Source organism: Lysobacter sp. TAB13 (genome assembly GCF_052113885.1).
Classification (GTDB): domain Bacteria; phylum Pseudomonadota; class Gammaproteobacteria; order Xanthomonadales; family Xanthomonadaceae; genus Lysobacter; species Lysobacter gummosus.
On sequence record NZ_JBFRDR010000007.1, the window covers coordinates 120,640 to 145,708 of the forward strand.

Sequence of the window (25,069 nt, forward strand, 5' to 3'; positions counted from 1 at the left end):
TCAAGTTGCCCATTTCAGATTAATGCGGTGACCGTCACACCGCGAAATAGGCTGCTATACCGCGATGTGCGCATGCGCCTTAGCATGCTCGACTGGTACGGCTTGAAGTTCCGGCACTGCATCAAGCGCCAGGCGACGTTGCGTAAGGCGAAGTGCATCATGCAGGAGGCGACCATCGACTACTGGCGTTATTCCACGCCGAAGGGTCACAGGCTGCTCGATGGGCGTCGAGGTGAGTAGCTTTAGCCGCCCATCAAGCAGGTGCGCAACGATCGTCGAATCAGTCCCTTTTGGCACGACCGCTGTCTTAGATTTGCTTCGCAGTCCACCCGTGCCCGCTACTCGATAGGCAGATTCAATCCTGAGCACAACGATGGGATCAAGTCGAGCCACCGCGGCTTTCCGCGGCTTGGCCCCACGCTCGAGGGCGCCGCGTGACCACCGCGCATCACCCGGAAGCGAGAACGCTTCCGGGCTCACGCCTTACTCAATAGGTCAGATACTCCAGACGTTTCGCGCTCAACTGCCCAGGGGATTCGTTCCGCTCGTCGGCACTGAAGCCCTGTCCGCCCATGGTGTCCTTGTTGATCAGGAAGCTGAAGATGCTCGGACCCTTGCCTTCCTCGTCCCTGGGGTATTGCGCGTTGCCGTGGCAACCCATGCACCCACCCATCACCAACTGGTCGCTATTCGGAGGCAACTTCTTCACGCCCAGGATACTTGGCAACCCGCGCTTGGCGAGCAGGGTGAATTCCTTCTTGTCGGGGCTGGGATCCTTGACTCCGCCCTTGAACAACTGGATGCCAGGCTGGCTGCTCTCGACCACGATATTCGCCAGGTAATAGTCCTGGGTAAGCGGATTAGGCGTAGCCGGCGTGACGGAGCTGTCCTCGTTCGTGGGCAACACCTGAAGCCCCACGAGACGATAATACTGCCACACCGAATTCTTGAACTCGGGCGTGCTGGCCATGGCTTGCTGGACTTCAGCGTTGACGCTATAGACAGCGCTTGTCGCTACCGGTGGATTCTGGACCTTGATCGGACCCGAAAACCCGGCAGGCACGGTGAACTTGCCGGGGATGACATCGTAGCCGTGCGCACTATCGATCGCGCCCGCCAACGGCAGCGCAACCAGGGTCCGGTTGGATCCGGAATTGAGGATGGCCGACGGCCTTGTCCCTGGCGGTACCGATGCATCGTATTGCAGTTGGTCATAGAGGTTGATGACATACAACCCGGTGTCTTTCTTGTCCGGCGTGGTTAGGCTGTCCACCTGTTCGAAGGTGGTGTAGACGAACGTCGGGTAGTTCTCCATCTTACGCAGGATGTGCAGGCCGACCAGACCGAAGGTGGCCACCCGAGCCTGGGTCTGGCCATTCTCCTGGTAGTAGTACAAGGCCTCGGCCGTGTGATAGCGGCCGGACGCGATCAAGGCGGGAGTCATTTCCCGCCATGCCGACTTGACCTCCACCGATTCTCCCTGGTCCGTCCCGTTGGGAGGCAATTCCAGCGCGGTGGGGGGCTTGTTGGCGTTGTAGATGGATTTTATATAGCCATATTCAACAGGGCTCACCTTGGCCTGGAACAAGATGATGTGATCGTCCTGGGGATTGGCCGACGGCGTGCTGCCGCTTTTCGGGAAGAAGATCTGGTTCTGGCCGATCTGGGTATTTTCGTCGAGATTGTTGAATCGGGCGTCGGTCGAGGCGACCTTGATATTTTGGAAGGCGTACTCGGGATCCAGGGTGGCGAGGTTGCCTTTGGGGGCCGATCCCGCGGGGAACAGCTCGGACCGGTGAGCAAAGGTTTCCCAGACCAACTGATTGCCGCTGAAGTTGGAAGCGGCGGTTCTGCCGCTCTGGTAAAAGTCGCTGGCGCCGGATGCGGCGAAGTTGCGGCTCGGATCGATGCTGCCCCGCACGACCGGAGACTTGCCGGCGGCATCGACGCCATTTTTCTGCGCGGGGGAATTGAAGTGGATGAACTGCCGCCAGGCGAAGCGGGCGTATTCCGCGTGGGTGATGTTGGGGTTGTAGGGGTCGTAGTTGTACGGCGGCGGAGCGGCGGGCAGAGCCGCCGGGGTCGCGGTCAGGTCAGCCGGCGTGATTTCTGCGCCGCCCGGAAACGGTGTTTTCTGATCCTTGGAGATCGATGAAGCGGCGACAGTGGGTTCGGTTTTCGTACATGATGTGGACATCGCCAACGTACCGGCGAGTGCACCGAACATAATGATTCCGGTCTTCATTGCTGCACTCCGTCATTGTTGCGCTCCGTGGTGAATCCGGACGATCCATCGCGGCAGCCATGGGAATTCATGAGTTATCACGCCGCCCCATTTCAGCCGGGGACGGGGGCGGGTCAGCCCACGTACTGGTACCACTGGATCACGAAGTTGGTATCGTTGAAATCATTATCGGTACCGTCTTCCGTCACGTATAAGTTGCCCCCACCGAGTGTTTTGTTGATGAAGAACACGACCGGATTGCCCGCCGAGACTTGCGGAACGTATGGCCCGCTGCTGCCGAACTGGACTTGCATCCCGTGCGCCATGGTGAACCTGCCGGCTCCGTTCTGGAGGAAGCCGACGTTGACTCCGCTTCCCGAGATCGGGAAGTTCGCCTGACTGCCATCCAGGCAATAGAAACTGATGGGGTTGCCGCCGGCGTCGATGACCTGGACGTATTGCGTGTATGCGGCCTGATGCATCGCCGTGAACGTCACGAGCTTGCCGTCGGGGATGTACTCCAGGGACTGAGGTTTCGACCATTGGATCGTTGCCATGATGGAATCTCCTTATCTTGATTGGCTTCCAGGACTGGGTGAGGCGCCGCTGCTGCCTTCACCGGCTGTCACGCCGCTGGCTCCGTGGAACCGGTGCTGCATGGCGCATGCTTACCGGAACAGTGCCGTCGAGCAGTTTGTGGACCATGAAGTTTCTTCCACCGGCTCACGTCGACAGCGTCGTGCATGGCGGTGCAGAACTATTGCAAGGACACCCCGAATAGGCGCTGCCGTTCTGGCGACAGCTCCGCAATTCAGAGGAACGTCGTTCGATACTCCCACTCCCGCCCAGATCGACTCGCGTCAAAACACGCAGGCCTGAATCAGAACCTGGTGCTTCGCGCAGCGACTTTCCTTGGTCAACGACACAGGGCGATAAGCGACGAAGTCGTCTTAGAGGTTCATGGATAGCCTTTTCTGTGATTCAACAGAAGCGCCGTCGTCTTAGGTTCAAGCATCTGCGTCTTAGCGCATCGCCAACTACTACGCTGTTAAGCGGAAGCTGCGGCCAAATTTTTTGATTGATCCTTGATTAAGCTCACAAAATTTGGCGTCTATTTCGCGCCAATGCGACTTCGCTCGCAAAAGCACCGGCTACCAACGAGTGCGACGTTCCATGCGTACAGCGGCCAAAGCGGCACTGATGCTTCGGAGAAAATGTCGATTTGCCCTGAAGGCAGGCAACCGCGAGAGCACTCTCACTAGCGAGTTCCACAACGCGAAAGCCAGCGCGCAGGACGGCATCGAACATGCACCGCCGGCGAGCGGCGGCCGCACGCCGGCCGATGCGGAGGAGTTACTGCAACAGGTCGCCGCGGCGCGGCTGGCGGGGCGCCTGCCGCTGGCGCTGGAGTGCTGCCACGCGCGCCGGCGCAATGGCCGCGGCAACCCGAAGTCGCGCTGGTCGCCGTCAAGGCCGACTGCGATCGCGGCGAACGCGACGCCTGCGAACGGCGGTTGAAGGAGCGGTTGCCGAGGAGTTACGGGCCTGCGTATTTCCGCTCGCCCCGGTACCAGGCTCCGTCGGGCCTGAGATGCCAATCCGGTGTTTGCACGGACCCCAAGGCACCAGGTCCGCTGCGGGTACCGTCGATGAAGCTGATCCGATCGATATTCACTGTTCGGTCCTCATCGTAGGTGATGTTGTGCAGCACGAGCGTGCGCTTATCCCAGTTGATGCTCTTCAACGCTCCTTGCTCGATCGTCGGGTTGATTGAGCTGTCATGCTTGCCCCAGATCATCAGGTACTTGCCGATCGGATATTGCTTAAGATCAGCGTCGAAAGTGCGTGGTTTTTTTGGCTCATTACCGAACTTACTGATGGTGTCGACGTCGCCGAACTTGCACTCGACAAGATCCTCGCGCTCGACTTTTCCATCAAGACCGATGTAGACGGCTACTTGGATAACGAAGCAGTCTCGCGCCAGATCGATTTTTGACAGATATCCTTGGAGCGTTTCGCCGTCCGTCTTCAGGATCACCACGGCATCATTCTGAGAAAAGCCCTTGACCATCTCATTCTTGTCCACGTTGTGTCTCCCTCGCTCATGGACGCAAGCCAGCAATGAGCGCGTTGTGGCCGGGCTCAAGTGGGCATCCTTGTATATTTTTCATGTCGCCGGCCAGCGGCCGGAACCATCGAAGCATGAAGCAACATTCTTGTCGTCTACGCGATAATGCTAGACGGCAGTGCCGCGCCCATTTGGGATTTCGCGCCGTGTTCTGAGGATTGATCGCCGGTGTATTTCCGACACGATCTCCTGCTGCTTCCAGGCGAGCTGCCGCACAGGTTCTCAGCGGCGTGGGGTGTATCGCACGCTGACGACAGCGCTCTACCCGCTGCGCGGCTCTGAGCGGCCGCGCAGCCCCGCGCTCAACGCAGCGGAATCGCCACCGGCCGTAGCGGCGCGGCGTCGCCGCCGCGGATCTTGAGCGGGCCGCCGATAAAGGCGAACTCGTAGACGCGGTCGCGCGAAAGCTCGTCCAGCGCGATCAGCTCGATGATCGGAACGCCGTGCTGGGCCAGCAGGTAGGTATGCAGCGGCACGTACTCGCCCTGCACTTCCGAGGGAAACGTCTCCAGGCTCAGGTTGTCGGCGCCGACCACCATCGCCCCCGCCTCCTCGACCAGATAGCGCGCCGCGTCGATGCCCAGCCCCGGCGGCTGCGCGATGTAGGCATCGGCCTTCTCGAACAGCTTCATCCGGCCGGTACGGATCAGCACGATGTCGCCGCGCTGCAACTGCGTCTTCTGTTTCTCCAGCGCCGCGAGCAGGTCCTGGCGGGTGATGCGGTATTGATCGGGCAGCATGTCCACGCCCTTGGCCGCGGCGATGTCGAGCAGCACCCCGCGCGCGATCAGCGGCGGAAACTTCTCTATCCCGGCCTTGTTCCAGCCGCGGTCGCCCAGGTGCTGGTCGGCTTCGAAGCCGTTCCAGATCCGCCCGCCGATGCCGAAGTGGTTGAGCGCGTCGATGTGGGTGCCGGTGTGGCTATACATCGAGAACGCGGTTCCGGTGTAGCTGGTATGGGCGTTCATCGCCGCGCCGACCTGCATCGGGTCGTCGACCTGGGTGCCGCGCGGAGTGTGGGTCATCCAGAACTGGTAGTGCGGATCGCCGGCGGCCTGCCAGCTCGGCATGCCGACGAAGTACTCGGTGGCCAAATCGTAGACCTTGCCTCCGCGCAGGCGGCCGAGCACGGCGGCGCGCGACTGCTCGGTGATCATGTTGAGCCGGCCGATCTGATCATCGGCGCCCCAAGGGCTGCGGCCGACTTCGGCGGCGTTGCTGGCGACGGCGGTACCGGCGGCGGTGGTCAAGGCCAGCGCGAGCGCGGCGCCGGCCAGGGAGTGGGCGAGTTTCATCGGATTCTCCATGCGTTCGCGCCGGGGCGGCGCCGATCGTGCGGCGTGGCGCCGCGTTGGGATCAGCATGGGCGCGCCGGCGCTGGCGAAACAGCCGCGGCAGGTGCAGGGACTATTCGCTGGCGGTCAGCAATCGCCGTCAACCATTACCGTCGAGCGCGGCCGGCAGATGCGCGGCGAGGAAATCGAGGAAGGCGCGCACCTTGGCCGGCAGGTGCCGGCCGGTGGCGTAGACCGCGTGAACCTGGCGCGGCGCCTGGCGATGGCGCGGCAACACCTCGCGCAGGCGCCCGGCGGCGATCTGCGGCCCCGCCACGAACGACGGCAAGCTGCCGATGCCGTGGCCGTCGAGCAACAGGTCGCGCAGCAGCAGGCTGTTGTTGGCGGCCGCGCGCGGCGCCGGCAGCGCGAACTCGCGCTCGCCATCCGCATCCTGCAGGCGCCAGGCGCGCGGCGACTGCGACAGGCTGTAGCCAAGCAGCGCATGCCCGCACAGTTCCTGCGGCGTGCGAGGCTCGCCGCGGCGCTGAAGATAATCGGGCGCTGCGCAGAGCAGTTGCTCGACTCGCCCGAATCGGCGCGCAATCAAACTGGAATCTTCCAGTTCCGCGCGCAGCCGCACCGCCACGTCGAAACCTTCGCCGACCAGATCCACGACGCGGTCTTCCAGCACCAGGTCCAGGCGCAGATGCGCGTGCTCGGCGAGAAACCGGCTCAGCAGCGGCGACAGCACGCACAAGCCGAACGACAGCGGCGCGTTGACCCGCAGCAGACCGTCCACGCGCTCGGAGCCTTCGCGCATGCGTTGCTCCAGCGCGTCGATTTCGTCGAGCAGGCGGCAGCATTCGGTGAAATACAGGCGGCCGCCGTCGGTGAGGCTCATGCGCCGGGTAGTACGCTGAAGCAGCACCGTGCCCAGGCGCGCCTCTAGCTGGCGTACCTGCTTGCTCAGGCCAGCGGCCGACAGCGCCAGATCGTCGGCGGCGCGGGCAAAACTGCCCAGCTCGACCACGCGGCGGAAGCTGCGCATCGGGGCGAGGGAATCCATGCAGCGGCTGCTCGGCGGTGAGGGGCGGCCATGATGCCGCCGCCGCGGCTCGGCGGCCAGCGCGGGCTCAGCAGGCTGCGCTTTCCGGTGTCGCGCCCACAAGCACGCCTCATGCTTGAGCGTGGTGATCGGTGGCGTCAGCCGAGACCTGTAGCGCCGGGAATGGGCTTCCCTGCTCTTTCAGCCAGTTGCGTAAGCACGCAGTTCCTCGACGCAGGGAAACCAAGCAACTCAGCACCTAGGCGGAGCCGGAATCGCGAGTCGCGAGAGATGCAAAGTATTGCGATCTGGCCCAGTGAAAGGGCGGTCGGCCCCTAGCCCCACGCGGAGAAGTGTGGTCCTGATTGCATTTCCACATCCACATACGGTGGCTCCGTGTGCCTACACGTTCCTTGCCGTGAAGAGACTGGTTTGAACTTAGGCGCGGCCAGATAGATTCGAACCTCCATCCAATGGCTTAGCTCTAAACGAGCGCAACGATGCCCGGCCTTACTGGGTACGCCACCTGTGGTTCCCAAAAGTGGGTTTCGGGTTTTGGTTCGCCTGTTGAGGGCCGTTGGGGTGGGTGGATCACGGACAACCGGAATCCAACTCTCTATTACTCAGGATCATCTACGGTTATCTAGAATTACCTTCGACCATGATCGACTAGGCACCGCCCCTCTATGGCCCGAACGTCCCCTCGCGATCACGCGGGCGCCTTTGACCCGGCCCGGCTAGTCGCGGTGCACCTTGTCAGCCCAGCTTCCATCCGGCCTGTTCCGGATTGGTCCTCCGACACCGGCGCGCGGCCTTGCTCCCGCCTACTCGCCAGCCGCCCAGCTAAGAGCGTGTTCGAGCGTTAGCTGAACGTGAGCAGGCATGATCTGGCACTGGCGAGGAAGAGCAGTTGCCAGCGCGCAGCCTTTATTTTTAGCTGACCATATTACCGTTTGGTCACTTGTTGCCTATTAGCCCACCAGACGATAGGCTCACGACATGAACAGATCACCCTCTCATTCAGTCGCGACTCGTGGCCCCGCCGATCATGAGCTGCGGGATCAGATCGTTGCAGCCGCAACCGAGCATTTCAGCCGGTACGGCTATGAGAAAACGACCGTCTCCGACCTCGCCAAGGCGGTGGGCTTCTCCAAGGCCTACATCTACAAGTTTTTTGAATCCAAACAAGCCATTGGCGAGACTATCTGCGTCAACTGCATGTTCCAGATCGAGGCCGAAGTGCGGGCCGCGATCGGCGGGGGTGATCGGCCGCCAGAGAAGCTTCGGCGCATGTTCAAGGCCATTGTCGATGCAACCCTGCGCCTGCTGTTCCAGGATCGCAAGCTCTACGAAATCGCCGCCTCAGCGGCCAGCGAACGCTGGCCAGTGACGATCGCCTACGAGGCGCGCATGCAGGCCCTGCTTCAGGACATCATCCAGGAAGGCCGACAAACCGGAGACTTCGAGCGTAAAACCCCGCTCGACGAGACCACCGCTGCGATCTATCTCGTCATGCGGCCTTATCTGAATCCGCTTCTGCTACAGCACAGCTTCGATTACACCGAAGAAGCGCCGGCCCGGCTGTCCGGACTTATCCTTCGCAGCCTGTCTCCATGATGAACGCCGCGCTGTGACTATTGACGAAATTGGTCACTAGTATCATGCTTTTGTCCCAGATCAGCTTCTCTTTGGGACTCACATGCGCCGGCGCCTCGCTTTATCCGCAGCCCTCTGCGCCGCCTTACCGCTCGCGCTTGCCGCCTGCGGCGGCACAACTTCCTCCGATCCGCGAACCCAGCCACCGCTGGTGCGCGTTGTCGCCGTTCAAGCTCCGGATGCCGCATCCCGGTCGTTCACCGGGATCGTAGCCGCCCGGGTACAAAGCGATCTGGGCTTCCGCGTTTCGGGCAAGGTGCTGGAACGGCTCGTGGATGCGGGGCAAACCGTCCGGCGCGGGCAGTCGCTCATGCGCATCGACCCGGCCGATCTCGAGCTTGCGGTGAATGCGCAACGGCAAGCCGTTGCCGCCGCGCGCGCGCAGGCGGTGCAGACGACGCAAGAGGAAGTCCGTTATCGCAACCTGCTCGGAATCGGCGCCGTATCGGCATCGGCTTACGAACAAGCCAAAGCCGCGGCCGATGCCGCCAAGGCGCAGCTTCGCGCGGCTCAAGCCCAAGCCGAAGTCGCTCGCAACGCGAGCGGCTATGCGCAGTTGCTGGCAGATGGCGATGGCACGGTCATGCAAACGCTGGCGGAACCTGGACAGGTCGTCGGCGCCGGACAGGTCGTCGTGCGCCTGGCGCATGCCGGTCCGCGCGAGGCGCTGGTCCAATTGCCAGAAACCCTGCGTCCTGCGGTCGGGTCCGCCGGGCAAGCCACACTCTTCGGCAAGGACGCAGTCGCCGTAGCGACGCGGCTTCGGCAGTTGTCGGATGCCGCCGATCCGCTAACACGTACCTTCGAGGCGCGGTACGTGCTCGAAGGGGAACTGGCAAACGCTCCATTAGGCGCCACGGTCACCATCCAGATCGCGGACGGGCATTCCGGCGGGCCCAGCGGCTTGCAAGTGCCAGTCGGGGCCCTGTTCGATGCAGGTAAAGGGCCCGGGGTATGGGTCATCAACGACAACCCGGCAAAGGTGGCATGGCGGCCGGTTACAGTCCTGCGCGTGAGCGACGAAGGCGCTCGCGTCACCGGCCGGCTCAAGCAAGGCGAACGCATCGTCGCGCTGGGCGCCCATCTGTTGCGTGAAGGCGAGCAGGTCCGAATCGCCGGCCAGCCCGCCGCCGCGGGAGCCGCGCCGTGAGCGGGAGCCGTTTCAATCTGTCGGCGCTCGCCGTACGCGAGCGCTCCATCACTTTATTCCTGATCTGCCTGATCTCCTTGGCCGGCCTGATCGCGTTTTTTCAATTGGGTCGCGCCGAAGATCCCGCTTTCACGGTCAAGGTGATGACCGTCGTGACCGCCTGGCCCGGCGCCACCGCGCAGGAAATGCAGGACCAGGTTGCCGAAAAGATCGAAAAGCGCTTGCAGGAATTGCGCTGGTACGACCGCAGCGAGACCTACACGCGACCTGGCCTGGCCTTCACCACCTTGACCTTGCTCGACAGCACGCCGCCTTCGGCTGTGCAGGAGGAGTTCTACCAGGCACGCAAGAAAGTCGACGACGAGGCCAACAATCTTCCGGCCGGCGTGATCGGTCCGATGGTCAACGACGAGTACGCGGATGTCACCTTCGCGCTGTTCGCGCTGAAGGCCAAAGGCGAACCGCAGCGGCTGCTGGCACGCGAAGCGGAAACACTGCGCCAGCGGCTGCTGCACGTGCCGGGCGTGAAGAAGGTCAACATCATCGGCGAGCAGGCCGAGCGCATCTATGTTGAGTTTTCGCACGAACGCCTGGCGACGCTTGGCGTCGGCCCGCAGGACGTATTCGCTGCGCTCAACAACCAGAATGCGCTGACGCCGGCGGGATCGGTGGAAACCCAAGGGCCGCAGGTGCTTGTCCGCCTGGATGGCGCGTTCGACGAGTTGCAGAAGATCCGCGATACGCCGGTGGTCGCGCAGGGCCGTACGCTTAAGTTGTCGGACATCGCCACTGTTCGGCGCGGATACGAAGACCCCGCGACGTTCTTGATCCGCAACGGCGGCGAGCCGGCCTTGCTGCTGGGCATCGTCATGCGCGACGGCTGGAACGGCCTGGACCTGGGCAAGGCGCTGGACCACGAGGTCGGCGCGGTCAACGCCGAGCTGCCGCTAGGCATCAGCCTGACCAAGGTCACCGACCAGGCGGTCAACATCAGCTCGGCGGTCGACGAGTTCATGGTCAAGTTCTTCGTCGCGCTGCTGGTGGTCATGCTGGTGAGTTTCCTCAGCATGGGCTGGCGCGTGGGCGTCGTGGTGGCCGCGGCCGTGCCGCTGACGCTGGCGGCGGTCTTCGTGGTGATGGCGGCGACCGGGAAGAACTTCGACCGCATCACCCTGGGTTCCTTGATCCTGGCGCTGGGCCTGCTGGTGGACGACGCGATCATCGCCATCGAGATGATGGTGGTGAAGATGGAGGAAGGCTACAGCCGCGTCAAAGCCTCCGCCTACGCATGGAGTCACACCGCCGCGCCCATGCTGTCGGGCACGCTGGTGACCGCCATCGGCTTCATGCCCAACGGTTTCGCGCGCTCTAGCGCGGGCGAGTACACCAGCAACATGTTCTGGATCGTCGGCACCGCGTTGATCGCCTCGTGGGTGGTCGCGGTGGTGTTCACGCCCTACCTCGGCGTGAAGATGCTGCCCGATTTCAAAAAGATCGAAGGCGGCCATGACGCCATCTACGACACGCCGCGCTACAACCGCTTCCGTCAGGTGCTGGAGCGCGTGATCGCACGCAAGTGGCTAGTGGCCGGCTCGGTGGTGGGACTGTTCGTCCTGGCGATTCTCGGCATGGGCATCGTCAAGAAACAGTTCTTCCCGATCTCCGACCGGCCCGAAGTACTGGTGGAGATACAACTGCCTTACGGCACCGCGATCGGGCAGACCAGCGCGGCCACCGCGAAGGTAGAAACCTGGCTGGCCAAGCAGAAGGAAGCCAGGATCGTCACCGCCTACGTGGGCCAAGGCGCGCCGCGCTTCTACTTGGCGATGGGGCCGGAGCTGCCCGATCCATCGTTCGCCAAGATCGTCGTTCGCACCGACAATCAGGACGAGCGGGAGGCGTTGAAGTACCGGCTGCGCCGAGCGATCGCCGATGGCCTGGTTCCCGAGGCGCGTGTGCGTGTCACCCAACTCGTGTTCGGCCCTTACTCGCCTTTCCCGGTCGCTTACCGGGTGGTCGGGCCCGACCCCGTCAAGCTGCGCGAGATCGCCGCAGACGTACGGCAGGTCATGGAAACGAGCCCGATGATGCGTACCGTCAACACGGACTGGGGCACGCGCGCGCCCACGCTGCACTTTACCTTGCAGCAGGATCGGCTGCAGGCGGTGGGGCTGACCTCCAGTGCCGTCGCGCAGCAGTTGCAATTCCTGCTGAGCGGCATACCGATTACCGCTGTGCGTGAGGACATCCGCACTGTACAGGTCATCGCGCGATCGTCCGGCGACATCCGGCTTGATCCAGCCCGGGTAGCGGACTTCACCTTGGCGGGCGCCAATGGGCAACGCATCCCGCTCTCGCAGGTGGGCGAGGCCGAGGTGCGCATGGAAGAACCGATCATGCGCCGGCGCGATCGCATGCCAACGATTACCGTGCGCGGCGACATCGCCGACGACTTACAGCCTCCCGATGTCTCCACGGCAATGCTGCAGCAACTCCAGCCGATCGTGAACCGGCTGCCGAGCGGCTACCGGATCGAGCAGGCCGGCTCCATCGAGGAGTCGGGAAAGGCGACCAAGGCCATGCTGCCGTTGTTCCCGATCATGCTGGCCATCACCCTGATCATCATCATCTTCCAGGTGCGTTCGATCTCCGCGATGGTCATGGTCTTCTTGACCAGCCCGCTGGGCCTGATCGGCGTCGTGCCTACACTGATCCTGTTCCAGCAGCCATTCGGCATCAATGCGCTGGTCGGACTAATCGCGCTGTCGGGAATTCTGATGCGCAACACGCTGATCCTGATTGGACAGATCGGCGAAAACGCTCAGGCGGGCCTCGACCCGTTCCACGCCGTGGTGGAAGCGACCGTGCAGCGTGCCCGCCCGGTAATCCTGACCGCTTTGGCGGCAATCCTGGCGTTCATCCCACTGACCCATTCCGTGTTCTGGGGAACGCTTGCCTACACGCTGATTGGCGGCACGTTGGCGGGGACAGTCCTGACCTTGGTGTTCCTGCCGGCCATGTACTCCATCTGGTTCAAAATCCGACCGGCTCCTTTGCAGGCCTGATCCACCACGACTAGTTAGACACGAGAAGATTCCGTCATGTCGAATTCCAAAGTTGGCCTTGTCGCCAGGGTTTCATCGGGCATCGCGCGCGCCACCGCAATTCGCTTCTCCGAACAAGGTTGCCGGGTGTTCGGCACCGTGCGCAACACCGCCAAAGCGCAGCCAGTATCTGGCGTAGAGCTGATCGAGATGGATATCCGCGACGAAGCGTCGGTTAAAAACGCAGTTCAGGCAGTCGCCACCACAGCCGATCGCATCGAGGTACTGGTGAATAGCGCGGGCGTGACACTTCTCGGTTCGACGGAAGAAACGTCGAGGCGGCTCTCGGCGGTTGGCGCATGCGGCGCCCGCCAGCCGGACAGACCTCGCTTCTAAGCAAACTGCGCCGTTTCATGCCTGCGGGCCCTATCGACACCACCCTCAGGAAGGCGTTCGGACGGCCCGATAACTGGCCAGTCTGCGGTCACCGGATTGACCACACACTGCGCCTCAGGCGCAGCCCGCTCCCTCCATCCACAACACTGAGCCCATCACCATGGATGACGTCATCATCATCGGCGGCAGCTTTGCCGGTCTCGCCGCCGCCCTGCAGCTCGGCCGCGCCCGCCGCAAGGTCACCGTTCTCGATACTGGCCTGCCGCGCAATCGCTTCGCCGGCTACTCGCATGGCCTGCTAGGCCACGATCACAAGCCACCGCTGACCATCCTGGCCGACGCGCGGCAGCAACTGGCGCGCTATCCCACGATCAAAATGGTCAATTCCCGGGCCGACGGCGTCTCCGGCGCCATCGACGATTTCTCCGTTCTCACTGGCGATGGTGAAAGTCTTCGGGCGCGCCGCCTGATCCTGAGCTATGGCGTCGTTGACCAGATGCCTGATGTTCCGGGCTTTGCCGAAGGCTGGGGCACGTCCATCGTGCCCTGCCCCTATTGCGACGGCTTTGAAGTCGCCGGCCAGCATTGGGGCCTCGTCTGGTCCGGCCCGCAGTCGCACAATTCAGTGAGGCTGTTCCACGATTGGACCGACAGGTTGACGCTCTTCGCCGATGGTCACGACATTCCGCCCGATATCCAGGCCGATCTGGCGCGTCGCAACATACCTGTCGTCGATGACCCGATCACCGCGATCGCCCATCACGGGGGCCATACCGCCACCGTCAATCTCGCTACCGGCCCCAATGTCGCGGTCGACATCCTGTTCGCGCATCCGCGCAACAAGCCGTCCGCAAGCCTGCATGAATCACTGGGCCTCGCCACGGTCGATACGCCCCTCGGCATCGTCCTCAAGGCCGACGAGCGTCGCGAAACCAGCATGCCCGGCATCTACGCCGCCGGCGACCTCGTCAACCCCGGCATCCCCTCGGTCACCCTGGCGTCATCGCACGGCGCGATGGCGGGCATCTTCGCCCAGCAATCGATGCTGGTCTGAGAGCGCAGACTCCCTTCTCCGGTCGCATTGCCGGGGATTGGTTCGCGGAGGCGTTGTGGGCGTTGGCTTTTCCAGTGGCGTGCCTACCGGGAACTCAACGTGCCCGCGATTCTCACCGGCAGCGCTGGCCTCCGCCCTACCTTCTATCGCCAATTGCGGCGTCAGTCCCGAGGCGTTTGAACGTGCCTCACTTAGAGGCTGGCGAGTGTCTTAAACCTTGGGCAATCCAAGTTCGGCAAGAATCTGCCTGCGGCACGTCTCCAGGATCTCGTCCGCCAGCGGTGAGTCATCCGGGCAAGCGCGCGACAGAACCAATGCACCAACCGCGCGGGCAAACGTATCGAGCGTCCGGGCGCGATCCAAGGCGTCCCCCGGCTCCCCGCGCTGAAAAGCAGCCAGGTTGCGTTCGATCCCGTCCGCGAACGTCGCCTTGATGTCCTCGGATTGGCGTGCGGCGTCGCCGCCGAGGGCGGCCATCGTGCAGCCGGCACCGCGAGCGTCGCGGTGCTCCCGGGACAGGTAGCGTGCGACGAAATCCACCAGATCCACGCCGTCGCTGTCCGCCACGCGCTGCGAAATGCCGCTGGCCGCCGCCTCGGCCATCAGGTCGGCCTTGGAGCGGAAGTGCTTGTAGAAGCCCCCGTGGGTGAATCCCGCAGCCGTCATCAACTCGGCCACCCCGACTCCGTCGTAGCCGCGCTCCCGGAACAAGGTTGAGGCGGTCTCGACGATGCGGGCCCGGTTCTCCTGGACCTGTGCCTTGGTGACCTTCACGTCTGACGCTCCTACGGGGAAAACCGATTCATTGTCTCATTTGATGACGCTCATAATCAAAACATTGACATTTTAGATTATGATCATCATCATTGAGGTTCTGGGCATGGCCGCCCTCCCCTACAGCAGCCGCGCGCCCACCAAACCCCCGGGAGCTCAAGACATGACAAGACAGAACAATGGCGTGGCCTTGGTCACCGGCGCCTCCTCGGGCATCGGCCTGGTGACGGCCCGGGCACTGGCAGCGGCGGGATTCCGGGTGTTCGGCACCAGCCGCAAGCCGGTGGAGAGCGCACAGGGCATCACGATGCTGATCTGCGACGTGACCGAAGAAGCTTCGGTACGTGCTCTGGTCGAGGCGATCGTGGCCGAGGCAGGCCGGATTGACCTGGTGGTCAACAATGCTGGCATCGGACTGCTCGGCGGCGCGGAGGAGTCGTCCATAGCCCAGGCCCAGCGCCTGTTCGACGTCAACGTCTTTGGAGTCGCGCGCGTCGTCAATGCCGCGCTGCCGATCATGCGCAAGCAGAAGAGCGGCCGAATCATCAACATGAGTTCGATCCTCGGCCTGATCCCGTCGCCGTTCAACGCGTTCTACGCCTCGACCAAGCACGCCATCGAAGGCTATACCGAATCGTTGGATCACGAAGTGCGCGCCTTCGGCATCCGCGCCTTGCTGGTCGAGCCTGGGGTCACGCGCACGTCCTTCGAAGAAAATCTGACACGCGCGGACCGGCCGCTATCCGTCTATGCCGCCGAGCGCGGCCGCAGTGAAAGCCTGATGCGCACATGGGTGGAAGCCGGCGACCCGCCGCAGGTGGTCGCCGACACCGTGGTGAAGGCCGCGACCGCCCTCAAGCCCAAGCTGCGCTATACCGCGGGCAAGCAGTCGCACCAAGTGCGCTCCCTGCGCCGATTCATGCCCGAGGGATTGGTCGACGGCATGCTGCGCAAGTTCAACGGATTCTCGGCGTAACTGCATCCATCGCCAGCGGACCAATTCTGGGGACGAACATGAAGGCATTCGTTGTCGAAAAATACGGGAAGGACGGTGTTCGCGCCGCCCAGGTGCCGGAGCCCGCCGTCGGACCGCGTGATGTGCTGGTGCGTATCAGCGCCGCCAGCATCAACCCACTGGACAAGATGGTGCGCAACGGGGAATTCAAGCAGCTTCTGAAATACAAGCCCCCATTCGTACTCGGCCACGACCTTGCGGGTGTCGTGACCGCGCTTGGCCGCGACGTTCACGATTTCAAGGTGGGCGACGAGGTCTACGCGCGACCCCGCGACCTGCGCATCGGCACCTTCGCGGAGTACATCGCCGTCGATCACGCCGACCTTGCCCTCAAGCCCAGGACGCTCACGATGGAAGAGGCCGCGGCGGTTCCGCTGGTGGCGCTTGCCGCATGGCAGTCGCTGGTCGAACTGGCGCGGATCAAGCCGGGCCAGAAGGTACTCATCCATGCCGGCGCAGGTGGCCTGGGCTCGACCGTAATCCAGCTCGCGAAACATCTCGGCGCATACGTGGCAACGACTGCCAGCGGTAAGGACGCGGACAAGGTGCGATCCTTCGGCGCCGACGAGGTCATCGACTACACGACACAGAGTTTCGCCGAACTGCTCCGCGGTTACGACGTGGTGCTCGACTCGCTGGGCGGCGACAATCTTGCGAAATCACTGACGGTTCTCAAGCCTGGCGGCCTTGCCATCAGTGTCGTGGGTCCACCGGATCCCGCATTCGCCGATCAGCTTGGGCAGCCGCTGTTGAAACCCATCATGTGGCTGTTGAGCCGCAAGGTGCGAGCGCAGGCGAAGAAACGCGGCGTGCGCTACGCATTCTTCTTCATGCGTGCCGATGGCAAACAGCTGCAGACACTATCCGCGTTGTATGACGCTGGAGTCTTGCGTCCGGTCCTCGACCGCACATTCGAGTTCGATGAGACACCCGAGGCGATCGCATACGTGGAACAGGGCCGGGCAAAGGGCAAGGTCGTTATTGCCCTGCCCCCGGCAGGCGCAGCCTGACAATCTCCGGTCGCATCGCTCGCTCTACGGATACGATATCCAGCGGAACCGGCGAGAAGGCGCCGGGGTATTGAATCGCGCAGATTTTTGTAGACGGCCGTCAGTCGTTTAGTAGCTACTGATTTGCGCGGTCAATGCCCCATCAGCGAGACAGGTGTGGATCGTGGGGCTGCGCTTGGCCGATTTCGGTAGCCAACGACGGCAGTATCGGCGCAGCGCCCATACGGTGAGGTCGAGGTCAACCGGAAGGTGTCCATACACGTGGAACGGCACGTCTAGATAGCGGAACCCGCCACACACGGCGATTTGATCAAAAAACTTCTGACTACGCTCTGATAGCTCAATCTTGAACGCAAGCCCTGCCGTCAGTCGCATGGCTTCGCTGATGTCATGCCCGCGCCCTGACACGATACAGCGCAACAGCCGAGGGCGGAGTGGTGCTCAACGTGCGGCTCGCCGAGCGCGTGCGCGAAGCTGGATGGGACTAAGAGGGCCTGGCCGATTACGGTCCTACCTCGAACAGTTTCGACACTGGCACCGTCGGTTTGCCGGCTATTGTGAGCTCGGCTGTCCATTGGTCGAAGTACGGATGACGAGCGGCCTGGTTTTGTGCATCGGTAACGTCATTTCCGAAGATGTCGAAGGCGACAAGTCGGCTCCCAGCGACGGCCCAGAAGGCCGGCCCATTTGTACCGACATATAGCGCGGCCGGAGAGTACTGGTGACCGGTGGCAGGTACGGTGCCCGGAAGCCCTTCGATAAACGGGCGCCACTCGAATTCGCTTGTTAGAACATAAGCCTCCGAAATCCCATTCGACCCTTGACTACGGAGTTGGCCTTTGGCCGTGCCGGTCAAACAGAGCGTGCAGTGCGTAGGGGAACTCGGAGACATCACGACGACACTGAGAAACCAGCGATCACCCTGGTAGATCAGGCGGCCCGGTTCGACTAGCCCTTGCTCATGCCACCGGAAGGCAGTTGCCGGAATTGCCATGGTGCTTCCCCTGTTGAGTCACCTTGCCAACGAGAAATCAGGAGGAGAGCGGCCATCTCTGAACCATTCAGAGGCCGGACTGGCAAATCGTAGGCCGCGAGACGGTCGGGTGAATCGCCCGGGCTTCTGTAGACAATCGTCAGACGTTTCGTGCATACCTTTTTTCAAATTCAGTTAAGCCGCAGCAGGAGCCGACCATAGGACGCGATGTGAAACGCAGTCTTGGCGGCTGACGACGAAGAATGAGTTCGGAATTTTCCTAGCGTCTACCTAACAAGCGCAACTCCTAGCGCATTGAGCGTCTCGGTCGTCATTTTCCCCGAGGCCCTCAGACCGTAGGCTTCCTGAAATTGACGCAGCGCATAGACAGTGCTCTCGCTCATCACGCCATCGATTGCACCGGGGTCGTATCCCTTGGAATAGAGCGCCGCTTGTACACGCATGATCATCGTGCGGAGCTGATCGCCGCTGGCCCTCGCGCTAGAATTGGTTGCCGGCTCCAACGACGTGTCAGGACGGTCGGCCCAACGCCGCCAACTGCTTTGCGGCGTACTGGAAAGATTTGATGAAGGCGTATTACCACTCGCGCCTGATTGGCTTGGGTAGGAGGAAGCAGCAGTCTCGGCAGACGGCAGCGCGTATTCACTGGCAGCAGACGACTCGTAAGTACGCGGCGCGGGCACCCTCCGAGGCGCCGTATATTTGCGAACCGCCGGAGCCTTCGGGGCCACCGGTGCTGAATAGGTACTGGGCGCCGGTACGTAGTAAGACGAAGGCGGCGGCGTATAAGTCGATGCTGGCGTCCGATAGGAGCCACCACTTCCCGAGTAATGGGAGGTATGGCTGCTGTGCGATCGGTGGCTGCTGTGCGATCGATGCCCCGCATAGAGATTGTCGATCCCCATGTTGAGCGGCGCCACCAGCATCGTGGTGTAGTTCGCGTCTTCTTGTGCCAAGGCCATCAGTGCCGACTGTTTGGCAGCCGTGCCTTCCGTGTCTTGAAAAGCTCCGTGCAGCGCGGACATCGCGCCGCCAGCCAACGTCAGTGTTTTGCGCATGACCTATCTTCCTTAGCTGTGATGGGCGCGATAGCTCGACTGGTCCATTCCGGCGTTACCCAACCGAAGAAGCCGCCGCACTGGTCTCTCAGCGAACAGCCGTCGCACGCTGGCAGGTAGTGTTGTTTCCAATTCGAGATACTGCGACGCGCAAAGGGCCAGAGGTCTTCGGGCAATGTGCATAACGGCAAGTTGTAGAGCGAGACCGCCATGCCACGCCGGGAAAGAAACTGTGCTGTATCCAGCAAGGTCGAGCCCATGTCGGCGGGATCCATCCACAATTCATCGTGATGGGCTTTGGCGAAGCCGATCGGCTCTGTTCCCATCAGTGCAATGTGCTCTACGAACGGTAAGTTGCGGTAGAGATAGCGCGCGAGGTCCGGCAGCCGCTCCATCACGGGCTTGGTCAACACCACGCGCACTTCTATATGTTGACCCGCCGCGTGCAAGGCGTAGAGGCCACGCAGGGTTTGGGCGAATGCGCCGGGGCTTTGAACGATGTAGTCGTGTAGGCGGTAGTGGTCGCCGTATAGCGGCACGCCCCAGGTCAGTGAGGGGTGGATGCCGGTGAAGCTATCCGCGTACACCCGATCCTCGAACTTTCGTCCGTTGGACAGCACGTGAATGTGAGTCTGAGGCAACGCGTCAGCACAGCGCTGGATCACTTGGGACAGGCCAGTGCCTAGCAAAGTAGGCTCACCACCGCTGATTGCCAGCGATGGTTCGTCCTTGTCGATCAACCCGACCAAGTCGCAAAGCTGATCGATCCGCCAGCTGTCTTCGACCTCACGCGGCGGCTGCGAACACATCAGGCAAAAGCTATTGCATCGCTCTGTCGCAAATAGGACGTTACCGTTGTCGCCGCGGCGATAACGGACGGCAATCTTGGAGCTGCCCGGCCTAATTTCGACTACATCGCCTGGGCGAATAACGGCTTGGTCGCCTAGCAGTGCAACCTCAGAACGCGAATATTGCGAAGCACTATCCTCGTTAACCAAGTACCCAGCCCAAGGCAGATCGCAAAGAGAACTTGAGGACGCTGCTTCGGGAGCGCGGAGATCTAGCAACATTCGCTCCAACGGAAACACGCCTGCCGCGAACTCCTCCAGGCCGGCCACCTTAAGCAGCGTGGGCTTGCTCCAATTAGCGCTCCAGCGTGCTTTGGCCTCCAGAGGCAACATCAGGCCGCCTCTTCTAGCGTGGGCTCTGGGTGTGTGCTGTTTTGCCGCAGGGCCCAGCCCTCGAAGGTGGAACGGTCAGCGGGCTCACCACACTCCCAGCGCTGCAGCAGGAGATCGAACAGTCCCATCTGCTTGGCGCAGTAGTCGCTGGTAGGCCGATGCCCTATGGGATCGCCCTGACGGGCGTAATGGTCGATGGGATCCGCGCCGCATAAGGGCACGTAGGCGCAGTCCGCGCAGGTCGGCAGCGCTTCGGCCACGCCGGCATCCAGAACTCGGCGCATGACCGGAGATTGCAACCATTGAGCCACGGACTCGTCCACTCGACCCATCGCGAAGCTGTGGTCTCCCATGGCGGCGAGCATGCGCGCTTCGTCCGAGGGATAAACCTGGCCGTCGTAGTCGTACACAACCGTCCCCAACCCGGCACCGGTAGGTGAGCGAAGGTCGACGTATCCATGCGCAAATGGGGTGAGCAGCTGCGACAGGAGTAAGCTTGCGTAGGCTTCCTCAAGCAGATAGCCATCGCGATTGATCGCCAGGATGTGGTCGAGTGCAATGGCGTAAAAGCGCAGAAAATCGGCAATAGGGTACCCCTGCCGGGCCTGAGTCTTACGCGCGAATCCGTATGGACTAAGCGGCCGCAGGAAGATCGAATGAAGCCCCTGCTTTCGGTATTCGTCTATAACCTCATGAGGCACGGTCAGACTGCGCGCCGTGAGCGTGGTCAACGCCGATACAGCATCATCGCCCAGCGCACGGCGCCCCCGCTCAATGCCTTCGATAGTGCGGCGATAGCTGTCTTTTTCTGGCCTCGGTCGATTGGCGTTGTGCAACCACTCCGGACCGTCGAGCGACGTTGACAGCTGGAAGCTGTGTTCCTTCATGAAAGCCAGCTGCTCATCAGTCAGATCGTGCAAAGTCGAGGCGATAACGAAACGTAATGACCGCCCCTCTGTTCCGTTGCGCTTGACGATGGCTTCGACCAGCGAACGCACGCGATCAAAGTGCAGTAACGGCTCACCGCCCTGAAATTCAATGGTCAACTTTTCGGAGGGCCACTCGAACAGTCGGTCTACCGCGTGACTAGCCGCAGCTCCGCCCATGTCGAACGTGATTTCCGATGTGGGGCGACGAGAGACTTGGCAATATGAGCATGTGTGGTGGCAGCGCAGCGAGACCACGAAGATGTGCAATGCCGGACCAGCCTGCATATACGACTTTCGCGTTCTGTACTGCGAAAGCAACGGCGCCAACGAAGATCGCGAGGGATCGGCCAAGATAAGGTGGCGTGCCTCCATGGACGCAAAGAGCGCTTCGTCTACTGTGAGCTCGCCGGCAACAGCTCGATCCAAATCAGCCCGCGGCATGATGAGCCAATCGCCCGCCATGGAGCTGACTAAGACACTGCTTTCATCCCAAGGTAGCCGGCGAAACCGCATCGGCAGCAACCGATAACCCGCGGCGCCTTCAAAAGCGAGGCGAGGCGCGAACTTCATGTCGGCGACTCGCTCTGTGCCGAGACCGCTTCACGCAGTGCCGCCTGGATCAGCGCAACCTGAAGCTCTGCGGTTTCGACGCGAATGCGGGCTCGCAATCGTTCGTCGAGCAGGTCGTTCTTAAAGCGTTGTGCCAAACGGTCGGTATCGACGCCGACCTGCATCGGCATTAGCAGGACACGATGAGGCGATGTGGCTAGCAAAAGTTCAACGAAGAACTCGCCCGTATAACGATGCGCCGCACTCGCAATGACGTCCGGTTCAAAAACACTGACATCCACGCAGATCTCAATGGCATCCATGACCATCCCAGCCCCCTGGTTGAGGTCGATACTGCATTCATAGCAAGCCGCACGCAATCACAAGCAACGAAAGAACGCGCTTGAAAAATAGAACCCTAGATCACCCATAACGTAAAGAATGACCATCGGCGGCCAGCAGCATCCCAAAAAACGAGGGAGCGGCTGCGTGGACCCAGTGCTGGCTGGGCCAATGGCGGACGAGCCTATCGCCCCGAACCGGTTGCCCAATAGAAACGCCGGCGCCATGACGGCCACTTAGCCGACCGCCTGATGGGGGACACTTAATATGGTCTATGCACCGGGACACCGCGACTGCACTGACGCGTCCCAGTTCCTTACTGGCTTACCCTGGCGATGCGCACTCGCGCGGGGCGACTTGGCTATAAGGGACTATTGAGGAGTGGTGGGCCCACCAGGATTCGAACCTGGAACCAAAGGATTATGAGTCCTCTGCTCTAACCGTTGAGCTATAGGCCCGCGCGAGCGCAGATTCTAATCGTTGCGGGGGGGCGGGCGTAAGCCGTGGGCGGTGCATACGCAAAGGCCGGGACGAATGCCCCGGCCTTTGGTTTGTGGCCAATTTTTGCACTTGCGTACTCGCGGAGCTATCAGGGGCCGGCCGGACAGGACCGCGGCCGACCTGCTCCGCACCGATCGCCTCAGCGATCGACGCTTATCAACCCACCCTCACCGCCCCGCACTCATCGAATACGGCCGCAACTTAGGATCGCTGGCCCACTGCTTGTTCGGTTGCGCCTGCATGGTGAAGCGAAGCTCCCCACCGGCGACGATCTCTTCGTGCCGCAGAAAGCTGCGATTCAACGGCTGCCCATTGAGCGTCGCCGACCCGATATAGGTATGCCCTTCGTCCAAGCCCTCGGCGACCACGCTGAAGCGTTTGCCATTGGGCAGGTTTAGGGTGGCTCGCGGCAGGAACGGCCGGCCGATAGCGTATTCGTTGCTGGCCGGGGCCACCGGGTAGAAGCCCAGGGCGGTGAATACGTACCAGGCCGACATCTGGCCGAGGTCGTCGTTGCCGGCCAGGCCGTCGGGGCGCGGGGCGTATTGGGTCGCCATGATCTGCTTCAGGCGCTCCTGGGTGCGCCAGGGCTGGCCGGCATAGCCGTACAGATAGGCGACGTGGTGGCTGGGTTCGTTGCCGTGGGCGTACCAGCCGATCAGGCCGGTGATGTCTTCCATGTGCTCGAAGATTTTCGGATCGACCTTGGCGTCGAACACTTGGTCGAGCTTGTCCACCAGCTTGGCGTCGCCGCCGAGCGAGCGGGTCAGGCCGGCGACGTCCTGCGGTACGTACCACGAGTATTGCCAGGCGTTGCCTTCGGTGTAGTCGCTGCCATAGCCGCTGACGGTGGGGTCGAAGGGTTCGCGGAAGCTGCCGTCGCGCTTGCGCGCGCGCATGAAACCGGTCTTCGCGTCGAAGGCGTGTTTCCAGTTACCGGCGCGCTTTTCGAACGTCGCGGCGATGTCCTTGCGACCCATGTCGGCGGCCACGCGCGAAATCGTCCAGTCGTCGAACGCATATTCCAGGGTCTTCGACGCGGCCTCGCCTTCTTCGTCGATCGGCACGTAGCCCAGTTCCATGTACTGGGCGATACCGTCGTACGGGCCGTAGCTGGCGCTGGCGACCATGGCGTCCAGCGCTTCCTTCGTGTCGTAGCCGCGGATGCCTTTCATGTAGGCGTCGGCGATCACCGGCACGGCGTGGTAACCGACCATGCACCAGGTTTCCTGGCCGTGGAACGCCCACACCGGCAGGATGCCGTAGGGGCTGTCGCGGCGCGAGGCCAACAGCGAATTGACGAAGTCGTTGTTGCGTTGTTCCGGCTGCACCAGGGTCAGCAGCGGATGCAGCGCGCGGTAGGTATCCCACAGCGAGAACGTGGAGTGATAGCGAAAGCCCTTGGCTTCATGCACGGCGTTGTCCGGGCCGCGGTAACGGCCGTCGCTGTCCATGAACAGGCTCGGGCCCATCAGCGTGTGATACAGCGCGGTGTAGAAACTCTTGCGCATCGGTTCGGGCGCGTCGGCGTCGATCGCGGACAAGGCCTGCGACCAGGTCGCGCGCGCCTTGGCGCGCACGCCGTCGAAATCGAAGCCGGGCACTTCCGCGTCCAGATTGGCGATGGCGCTGTCTTCGCTGACCGGCGAAATGGCGACCTTGACGACCAGGTCCTTGCCTTCGGCCTGCTTGAAATCGAAGCTGCCGACGATCTGCCGGCCTTCGATCTGCGCGCGCTTTGTAGGGTCTTTTTCGCCCGGCGGCGCGAAGCCCTTGTAGACGACGTCGGCTTCGGTGTCGTTGAAGCTGTGGCCGCTGAGCGGACGCGAGAAGCGCATGGCGAAATACAGCTGCCGGCCCGGCGCCCAGCCGCGGGTTTCGCGGAAGCCGGTAACGGTCCCGTCGGTGCGCAGACGCAGGCGCGACCACTGCACCTTGCCGGGGTAGTCGTACATGCTGGTGCGCAGGTCGATCAGCACGTGCGCGGCCTGCCCTTGCGGGTAGCGATAGCGATGCACGCCGACGCGCTCGCTGGCGGTGAGTTCGGCGCGGATCTTGTAGTCGTCCAGGGTGACCGCGTAATAGCCGGGCTGCGCCACTTCGTCGTCGTGGCGGAAGCTGGAGCGGTAGCCGCTGCGCGCGATCTTGGAATCGCCGCGTTCGAGCTTGACCTCGCCGGCGATCGGCATCAGCAGCACGTCGCCCAGGTCGGAATGGCCGGTGCCGGAGAAGTGCGTGTGCGAGAAGCCGACGATGCTGCTGTCGCTGTAGCGATAGCCCGCGGCCCAGCCGTAGGCCTCCTTGCGCGGCTTGATCTCGGTGTCGGGGCTGAGCTGGATCATGCCGAAGGGCACGGTCGCGCCGGGGAAGGTGTGGCCTTCGCCGCCGGTGCCGATGAAGGGATCGACCGCCTCGAAGGCGCGCCGGCCGGCCTCGTCCGCAGGGGCGGCGACGGCGCTCCAGACGCAGGCGCCGAGCGCCAGGGCACCGATCCGGCGCAGCCAGGGTCGGGCGGAGGTCGCGCGCGGGGCGTCGGGGGCGATAGAAGGCTGGGTCGGCCGGGTCATCCAGGGCACTCCGTCTGATACAAAGCGGGGGAAGGCTGGGAACAGGGGAAGCGGCCGGCCGTCGCTGGGTTTGGGCGGGCCGACACTTTTAGATCGTTCTAAATAAGGGCAAGCTAACACGGGCCCCGGCCGCGTTCATGCTGCATTGCAGAATGCAGGGACGGGGCCTAAGCCG

General features: G+C 62.5%; 20 protein-coding genes, 1 tRNA gene and 1 pseudogene. 10 read left to right on the forward strand and 12 right to left on the reverse strand.

Going from position 1 to position 25,069, the window contains the following annotated elements; all coding sequences use genetic code 11:
* Positions 1-84: 84 nt before the first annotated feature.
* Entirely contained in the window at positions 85-240 is a 156-nt protein-coding gene (locus AB4Y92_RS10805) for a hypothetical protein (RefSeq protein ID WP_441819645.1), read from the forward strand.
* 247 nt (positions 241-487) lie between these two features.
* Here AB4Y92_RS10805 and AB4Y92_RS10810 read toward each other — a convergent pair whose 3' ends face one another.
* Positions 488-2,245: a hypothetical protein gene (locus tag AB4Y92_RS10810; RefSeq protein ID WP_441819646.1), complete on the reverse strand. Its 1,758-nt coding sequence runs from the start codon at positions 2,243-2,245 to the stop codon at positions 488-490.
* A gap of 113 nt (positions 2,246-2,358) precedes the next feature.
* Positions 2,359-2,781 carry a hypothetical protein gene (locus tag AB4Y92_RS10815; protein WP_441819647.1) on the reverse strand — a complete coding sequence of 141 codons (423 nt, stop codon included), beginning with the start codon at positions 2,779-2,781 and terminating at the stop codon, positions 2,359-2,361.
* Positions 2,782-3,397: 616 nt separating this feature from the next.
* On the opposite strand from AB4Y92_RS10815, the gene AB4Y92_RS10820 reads away from it, so the two are divergent.
* Positions 3,398-3,742 (forward strand): YegP family protein, encoded by a 345-nt coding sequence (locus AB4Y92_RS10820; RefSeq protein ID WP_441819648.1) that lies wholly within the window; start codon positions 3,398-3,400, stop codon positions 3,740-3,742.
* 19 nt (positions 3,743-3,761) lie between these two features.
* On the opposite strand, the gene AB4Y92_RS10825 is transcribed toward AB4Y92_RS10820, so the two are convergent.
* The 3 genes from AB4Y92_RS10825 to AB4Y92_RS10835 form a co-directional block, all read right to left on the reverse strand.
* A complete protein-coding gene (locus AB4Y92_RS10825; RefSeq protein ID WP_441819649.1) occupies positions 3,762-4,310 on the reverse strand; it encodes a hypothetical protein in 549 nt (182 codons plus the stop codon).
* Positions 4,311-4,654: 344 nt separating this feature from the next.
* The gene (locus tag AB4Y92_RS10830; RefSeq protein ID WP_441819650.1) at positions 4,655-5,647 is read right to left on the reverse strand and encodes a cyclase family protein; all 993 of its coding nucleotides are present in this window, start codon (positions 5,645-5,647) and stop codon (positions 4,655-4,657) included.
* 139 nt (positions 5,648-5,786) lie between these two features.
* Entirely contained in the window at positions 5,787-6,695 is a 909-nt protein-coding gene (locus AB4Y92_RS10835; protein ID WP_441819651.1) for a LysR substrate-binding domain-containing protein, read from the reverse strand.
* Between the two features lie 978 nt (positions 6,696-7,673).
* Here AB4Y92_RS10835 and AB4Y92_RS10840 point away from each other — a divergent pair.
* The 6 genes and pseudogenes from AB4Y92_RS10840 to AB4Y92_RS10865 all read left to right on the forward strand — a co-directional run bounded on the left by AB4Y92_RS10840 (position 7,674) and on the right by AB4Y92_RS10865 (position 13,974).
* Positions 7,674-8,291, forward strand: a complete 618-nt coding sequence (locus tag AB4Y92_RS10840; RefSeq protein ID WP_441819652.1) for a TetR/AcrR family transcriptional regulator — start codon at positions 7,674-7,676, stop codon at positions 8,289-8,291.
* Between the two features lie 82 nt (positions 8,292-8,373).
* Positions 8,374-9,480, forward strand: coding sequence for an efflux RND transporter periplasmic adaptor subunit (locus AB4Y92_RS10845; protein ID WP_441819653.1), 1,107 nt, complete (start codon positions 8,374-8,376; stop codon positions 9,478-9,480).
* Entirely contained in the window at positions 9,477-12,545 is a 3,069-nt protein-coding gene (locus AB4Y92_RS10850; RefSeq protein ID WP_441819654.1) for an efflux RND transporter permease subunit, read from the forward strand. Before AB4Y92_RS10845 ends, AB4Y92_RS10850 begins: the two co-directional genes overlap by 4 nt.
* 36 nt (positions 12,546-12,581) lie before the next feature.
* Positions 12,582-12,920, forward strand: a complete 339-nt coding sequence (locus tag AB4Y92_RS10855; RefSeq protein WP_441819655.1) for an SDR family oxidoreductase — start codon at positions 12,582-12,584, stop codon at positions 12,918-12,920.
* Positions 12,857-12,988: pseudogene (locus tag AB4Y92_RS10860) on the forward strand (oxidoreductase); the annotation flags it as partial. The gene AB4Y92_RS10855 and the pseudogene AB4Y92_RS10860, both read left to right, overlap by 64 nt.
* A 92-nt stretch (positions 12,989-13,080) precedes the next feature.
* A complete protein-coding gene (locus AB4Y92_RS10865; RefSeq protein WP_441819656.1) occupies positions 13,081-13,974 on the forward strand; it encodes an NAD(P)/FAD-dependent oxidoreductase in 894 nt (297 codons plus the stop codon).
* A gap of 210 nt (positions 13,975-14,184) precedes the next feature.
* Here the strand turns inward: AB4Y92_RS10865 and AB4Y92_RS10870 are convergent, their stop codons facing one another.
* Positions 14,185-14,748 carry a TetR/AcrR family transcriptional regulator gene (locus tag AB4Y92_RS10870; protein ID WP_441819657.1) on the reverse strand — a complete coding sequence of 188 codons (564 nt, stop codon included), beginning with the start codon at positions 14,746-14,748 and terminating at the stop codon, positions 14,185-14,187.
* A 79-nt stretch (positions 14,749-14,827) separates the two neighbouring features.
* Between AB4Y92_RS10870 and AB4Y92_RS10875 the strand changes: the two genes are divergently transcribed.
* Together AB4Y92_RS10875 and AB4Y92_RS10880 are read left to right on the forward strand one after the other, a co-directional pair.
* Positions 14,828-15,724, forward strand: coding sequence for an oxidoreductase (locus tag AB4Y92_RS10875; protein WP_441819658.1), 897 nt, complete (start codon positions 14,828-14,830; stop codon positions 15,722-15,724).
* A 38-nt stretch (positions 15,725-15,762) separates the two neighbouring features.
* Positions 15,763-16,773, forward strand: a complete 1,011-nt coding sequence (locus tag AB4Y92_RS10880; RefSeq protein ID WP_441819659.1) for an NADP-dependent oxidoreductase — start codon at positions 15,763-15,765, stop codon at positions 16,771-16,773.
* A 1,260-nt stretch (positions 16,774-18,033) separates the two neighbouring features.
* Here the strand turns inward: AB4Y92_RS10880 and AB4Y92_RS10885 are convergent.
* From AB4Y92_RS10885 to AB4Y92_RS10910, 6 genes are all read right to left on the reverse strand, one after another.
* Positions 18,034-18,825: a peptidoglycan-binding protein gene (locus AB4Y92_RS10885; RefSeq protein ID WP_441819660.1), complete on the reverse strand. Its 792-nt coding sequence runs from the start codon at positions 18,823-18,825 to the stop codon at positions 18,034-18,036.
* The gene (gene hxsC / locus AB4Y92_RS10890) at positions 18,810-20,006 is read right to left on the reverse strand and encodes a His-Xaa-Ser system radical SAM maturase HxsC (RefSeq protein WP_441819661.1); all 1,197 of its coding nucleotides are present in this window, start codon (positions 20,004-20,006) and stop codon (positions 18,810-18,812) included. Before hxsC ends, AB4Y92_RS10885 begins: the two co-directional genes overlap by 16 nt.
* Complete coding sequence (hxsB, locus tag AB4Y92_RS10895; RefSeq protein WP_441819662.1) at positions 20,006-21,505, reverse strand: His-Xaa-Ser system radical SAM maturase HxsB; 1,500 nt, start codon at positions 21,503-21,505, stop codon at positions 20,006-20,008. Before hxsB ends, hxsC begins: the two co-directional genes overlap by 1 nt.
* Positions 21,502-21,807 carry a hypothetical protein gene (locus AB4Y92_RS10900; RefSeq protein WP_441819663.1) on the reverse strand — a complete coding sequence of 102 codons (306 nt, stop codon included), beginning with the start codon at positions 21,805-21,807 and terminating at the stop codon, positions 21,502-21,504. The genes hxsB and AB4Y92_RS10900 overlap by 4 nt, the downstream gene beginning before the upstream one ends.
* Positions 21,808-22,208: 401 nt before the next feature.
* Positions 22,209-22,284 (reverse strand) — tRNA-Ile (locus tag AB4Y92_RS10905).
* 210 nt (positions 22,285-22,494) lie between these two features.
* The gene (locus tag AB4Y92_RS10910; protein ID WP_441819664.1) at positions 22,495-24,894 is read right to left on the reverse strand and encodes a GH92 family glycosyl hydrolase; all 2,400 of its coding nucleotides are present in this window, start codon (positions 24,892-24,894) and stop codon (positions 22,495-22,497) included.
* Positions 24,895-25,069: the final 175 nt, after the last annotated feature.

Excerpts from the sequence above, each read along its gene's own strand:
- AB4Y92_RS10830 (WP_441819650.1), bottom strand. The coding sequence starts at position 5,647 with ATGAAACTCGCCCACTCCCTGGCCGGCGCCGCGCTCGCGCTGGCCTTG.
- AB4Y92_RS10880 (WP_441819659.1), top strand. The coding sequence starts at position 15,763 with ATGAAGGCATTCGTTGTCGAAAAATACGGGAAGGACGGTGTTCGCGCC.
- AB4Y92_RS10875 (WP_441819658.1), top strand. The coding sequence starts at position 14,828 with ATGATCATCATCATTGAGGTTCTGGGCATGGCCGCCCTCCCCTACAGC.
- hxsC (WP_441819661.1), bottom strand. The coding sequence starts at position 20,006 with ATGTTGCCTCTGGAGGCCAAAGCACGCTGGAGCGCTAATTGGAGCAAG.
- AB4Y92_RS10820 (WP_441819648.1), top strand. The coding sequence starts at position 3,398 with ATGCGTACAGCGGCCAAAGCGGCACTGATGCTTCGGAGAAAATGTCGA.
- AB4Y92_RS10805 (WP_441819645.1), top strand. The coding sequence starts at position 85 with ATGCTCGACTGGTACGGCTTGAAGTTCCGGCACTGCATCAAGCGCCAG.
- AB4Y92_RS10815 (WP_441819647.1), bottom strand. The coding sequence starts at position 2,781 with ATGGCAACGATCCAATGGTCGAAACCTCAGTCCCTGGAGTACATCCCC.
- AB4Y92_RS10835 (WP_441819651.1), bottom strand. The coding sequence starts at position 6,695 with ATGGATTCCCTCGCCCCGATGCGCAGCTTCCGCCGCGTGGTCGAGCTG.
- AB4Y92_RS10810 (WP_441819646.1), bottom strand. The coding sequence starts at position 2,245 with ATGAAGACCGGAATCATTATGTTCGGTGCACTCGCCGGTACGTTGGCG.
- AB4Y92_RS10845 (WP_441819653.1), top strand. The coding sequence starts at position 8,374 with ATGCGCCGGCGCCTCGCTTTATCCGCAGCCCTCTGCGCCGCCTTACCG.
- AB4Y92_RS10840 (WP_441819652.1), top strand. The coding sequence starts at position 7,674 with ATGAACAGATCACCCTCTCATTCAGTCGCGACTCGTGGCCCCGCCGAT.
- AB4Y92_RS10885 (WP_441819660.1), bottom strand. The coding sequence starts at position 18,825 with ATGCGCAAAACACTGACGTTGGCTGGCGGCGCGATGTCCGCGCTGCAC.
- AB4Y92_RS10900 (WP_441819663.1), bottom strand. The coding sequence starts at position 21,807 with ATGGATGCCATTGAGATCTGCGTGGATGTCAGTGTTTTTGAACCGGAC.
- AB4Y92_RS10855 (WP_441819655.1), top strand. The coding sequence starts at position 12,582 with ATGTCGAATTCCAAAGTTGGCCTTGTCGCCAGGGTTTCATCGGGCATC.
- AB4Y92_RS10910 (WP_441819664.1), bottom strand. The coding sequence starts at position 24,894 with ATGACCCGGCCGACCCAGCCTTCTATCGCCCCCGACGCCCCGCGCGCG.
- AB4Y92_RS10865 (WP_441819656.1), top strand. The coding sequence starts at position 13,081 with ATGGATGACGTCATCATCATCGGCGGCAGCTTTGCCGGTCTCGCCGCC.
- hxsB (WP_441819662.1), bottom strand. The coding sequence starts at position 21,505 with ATGAAGTTCGCGCCTCGCCTCGCTTTTGAAGGCGCCGCGGGTTATCGG.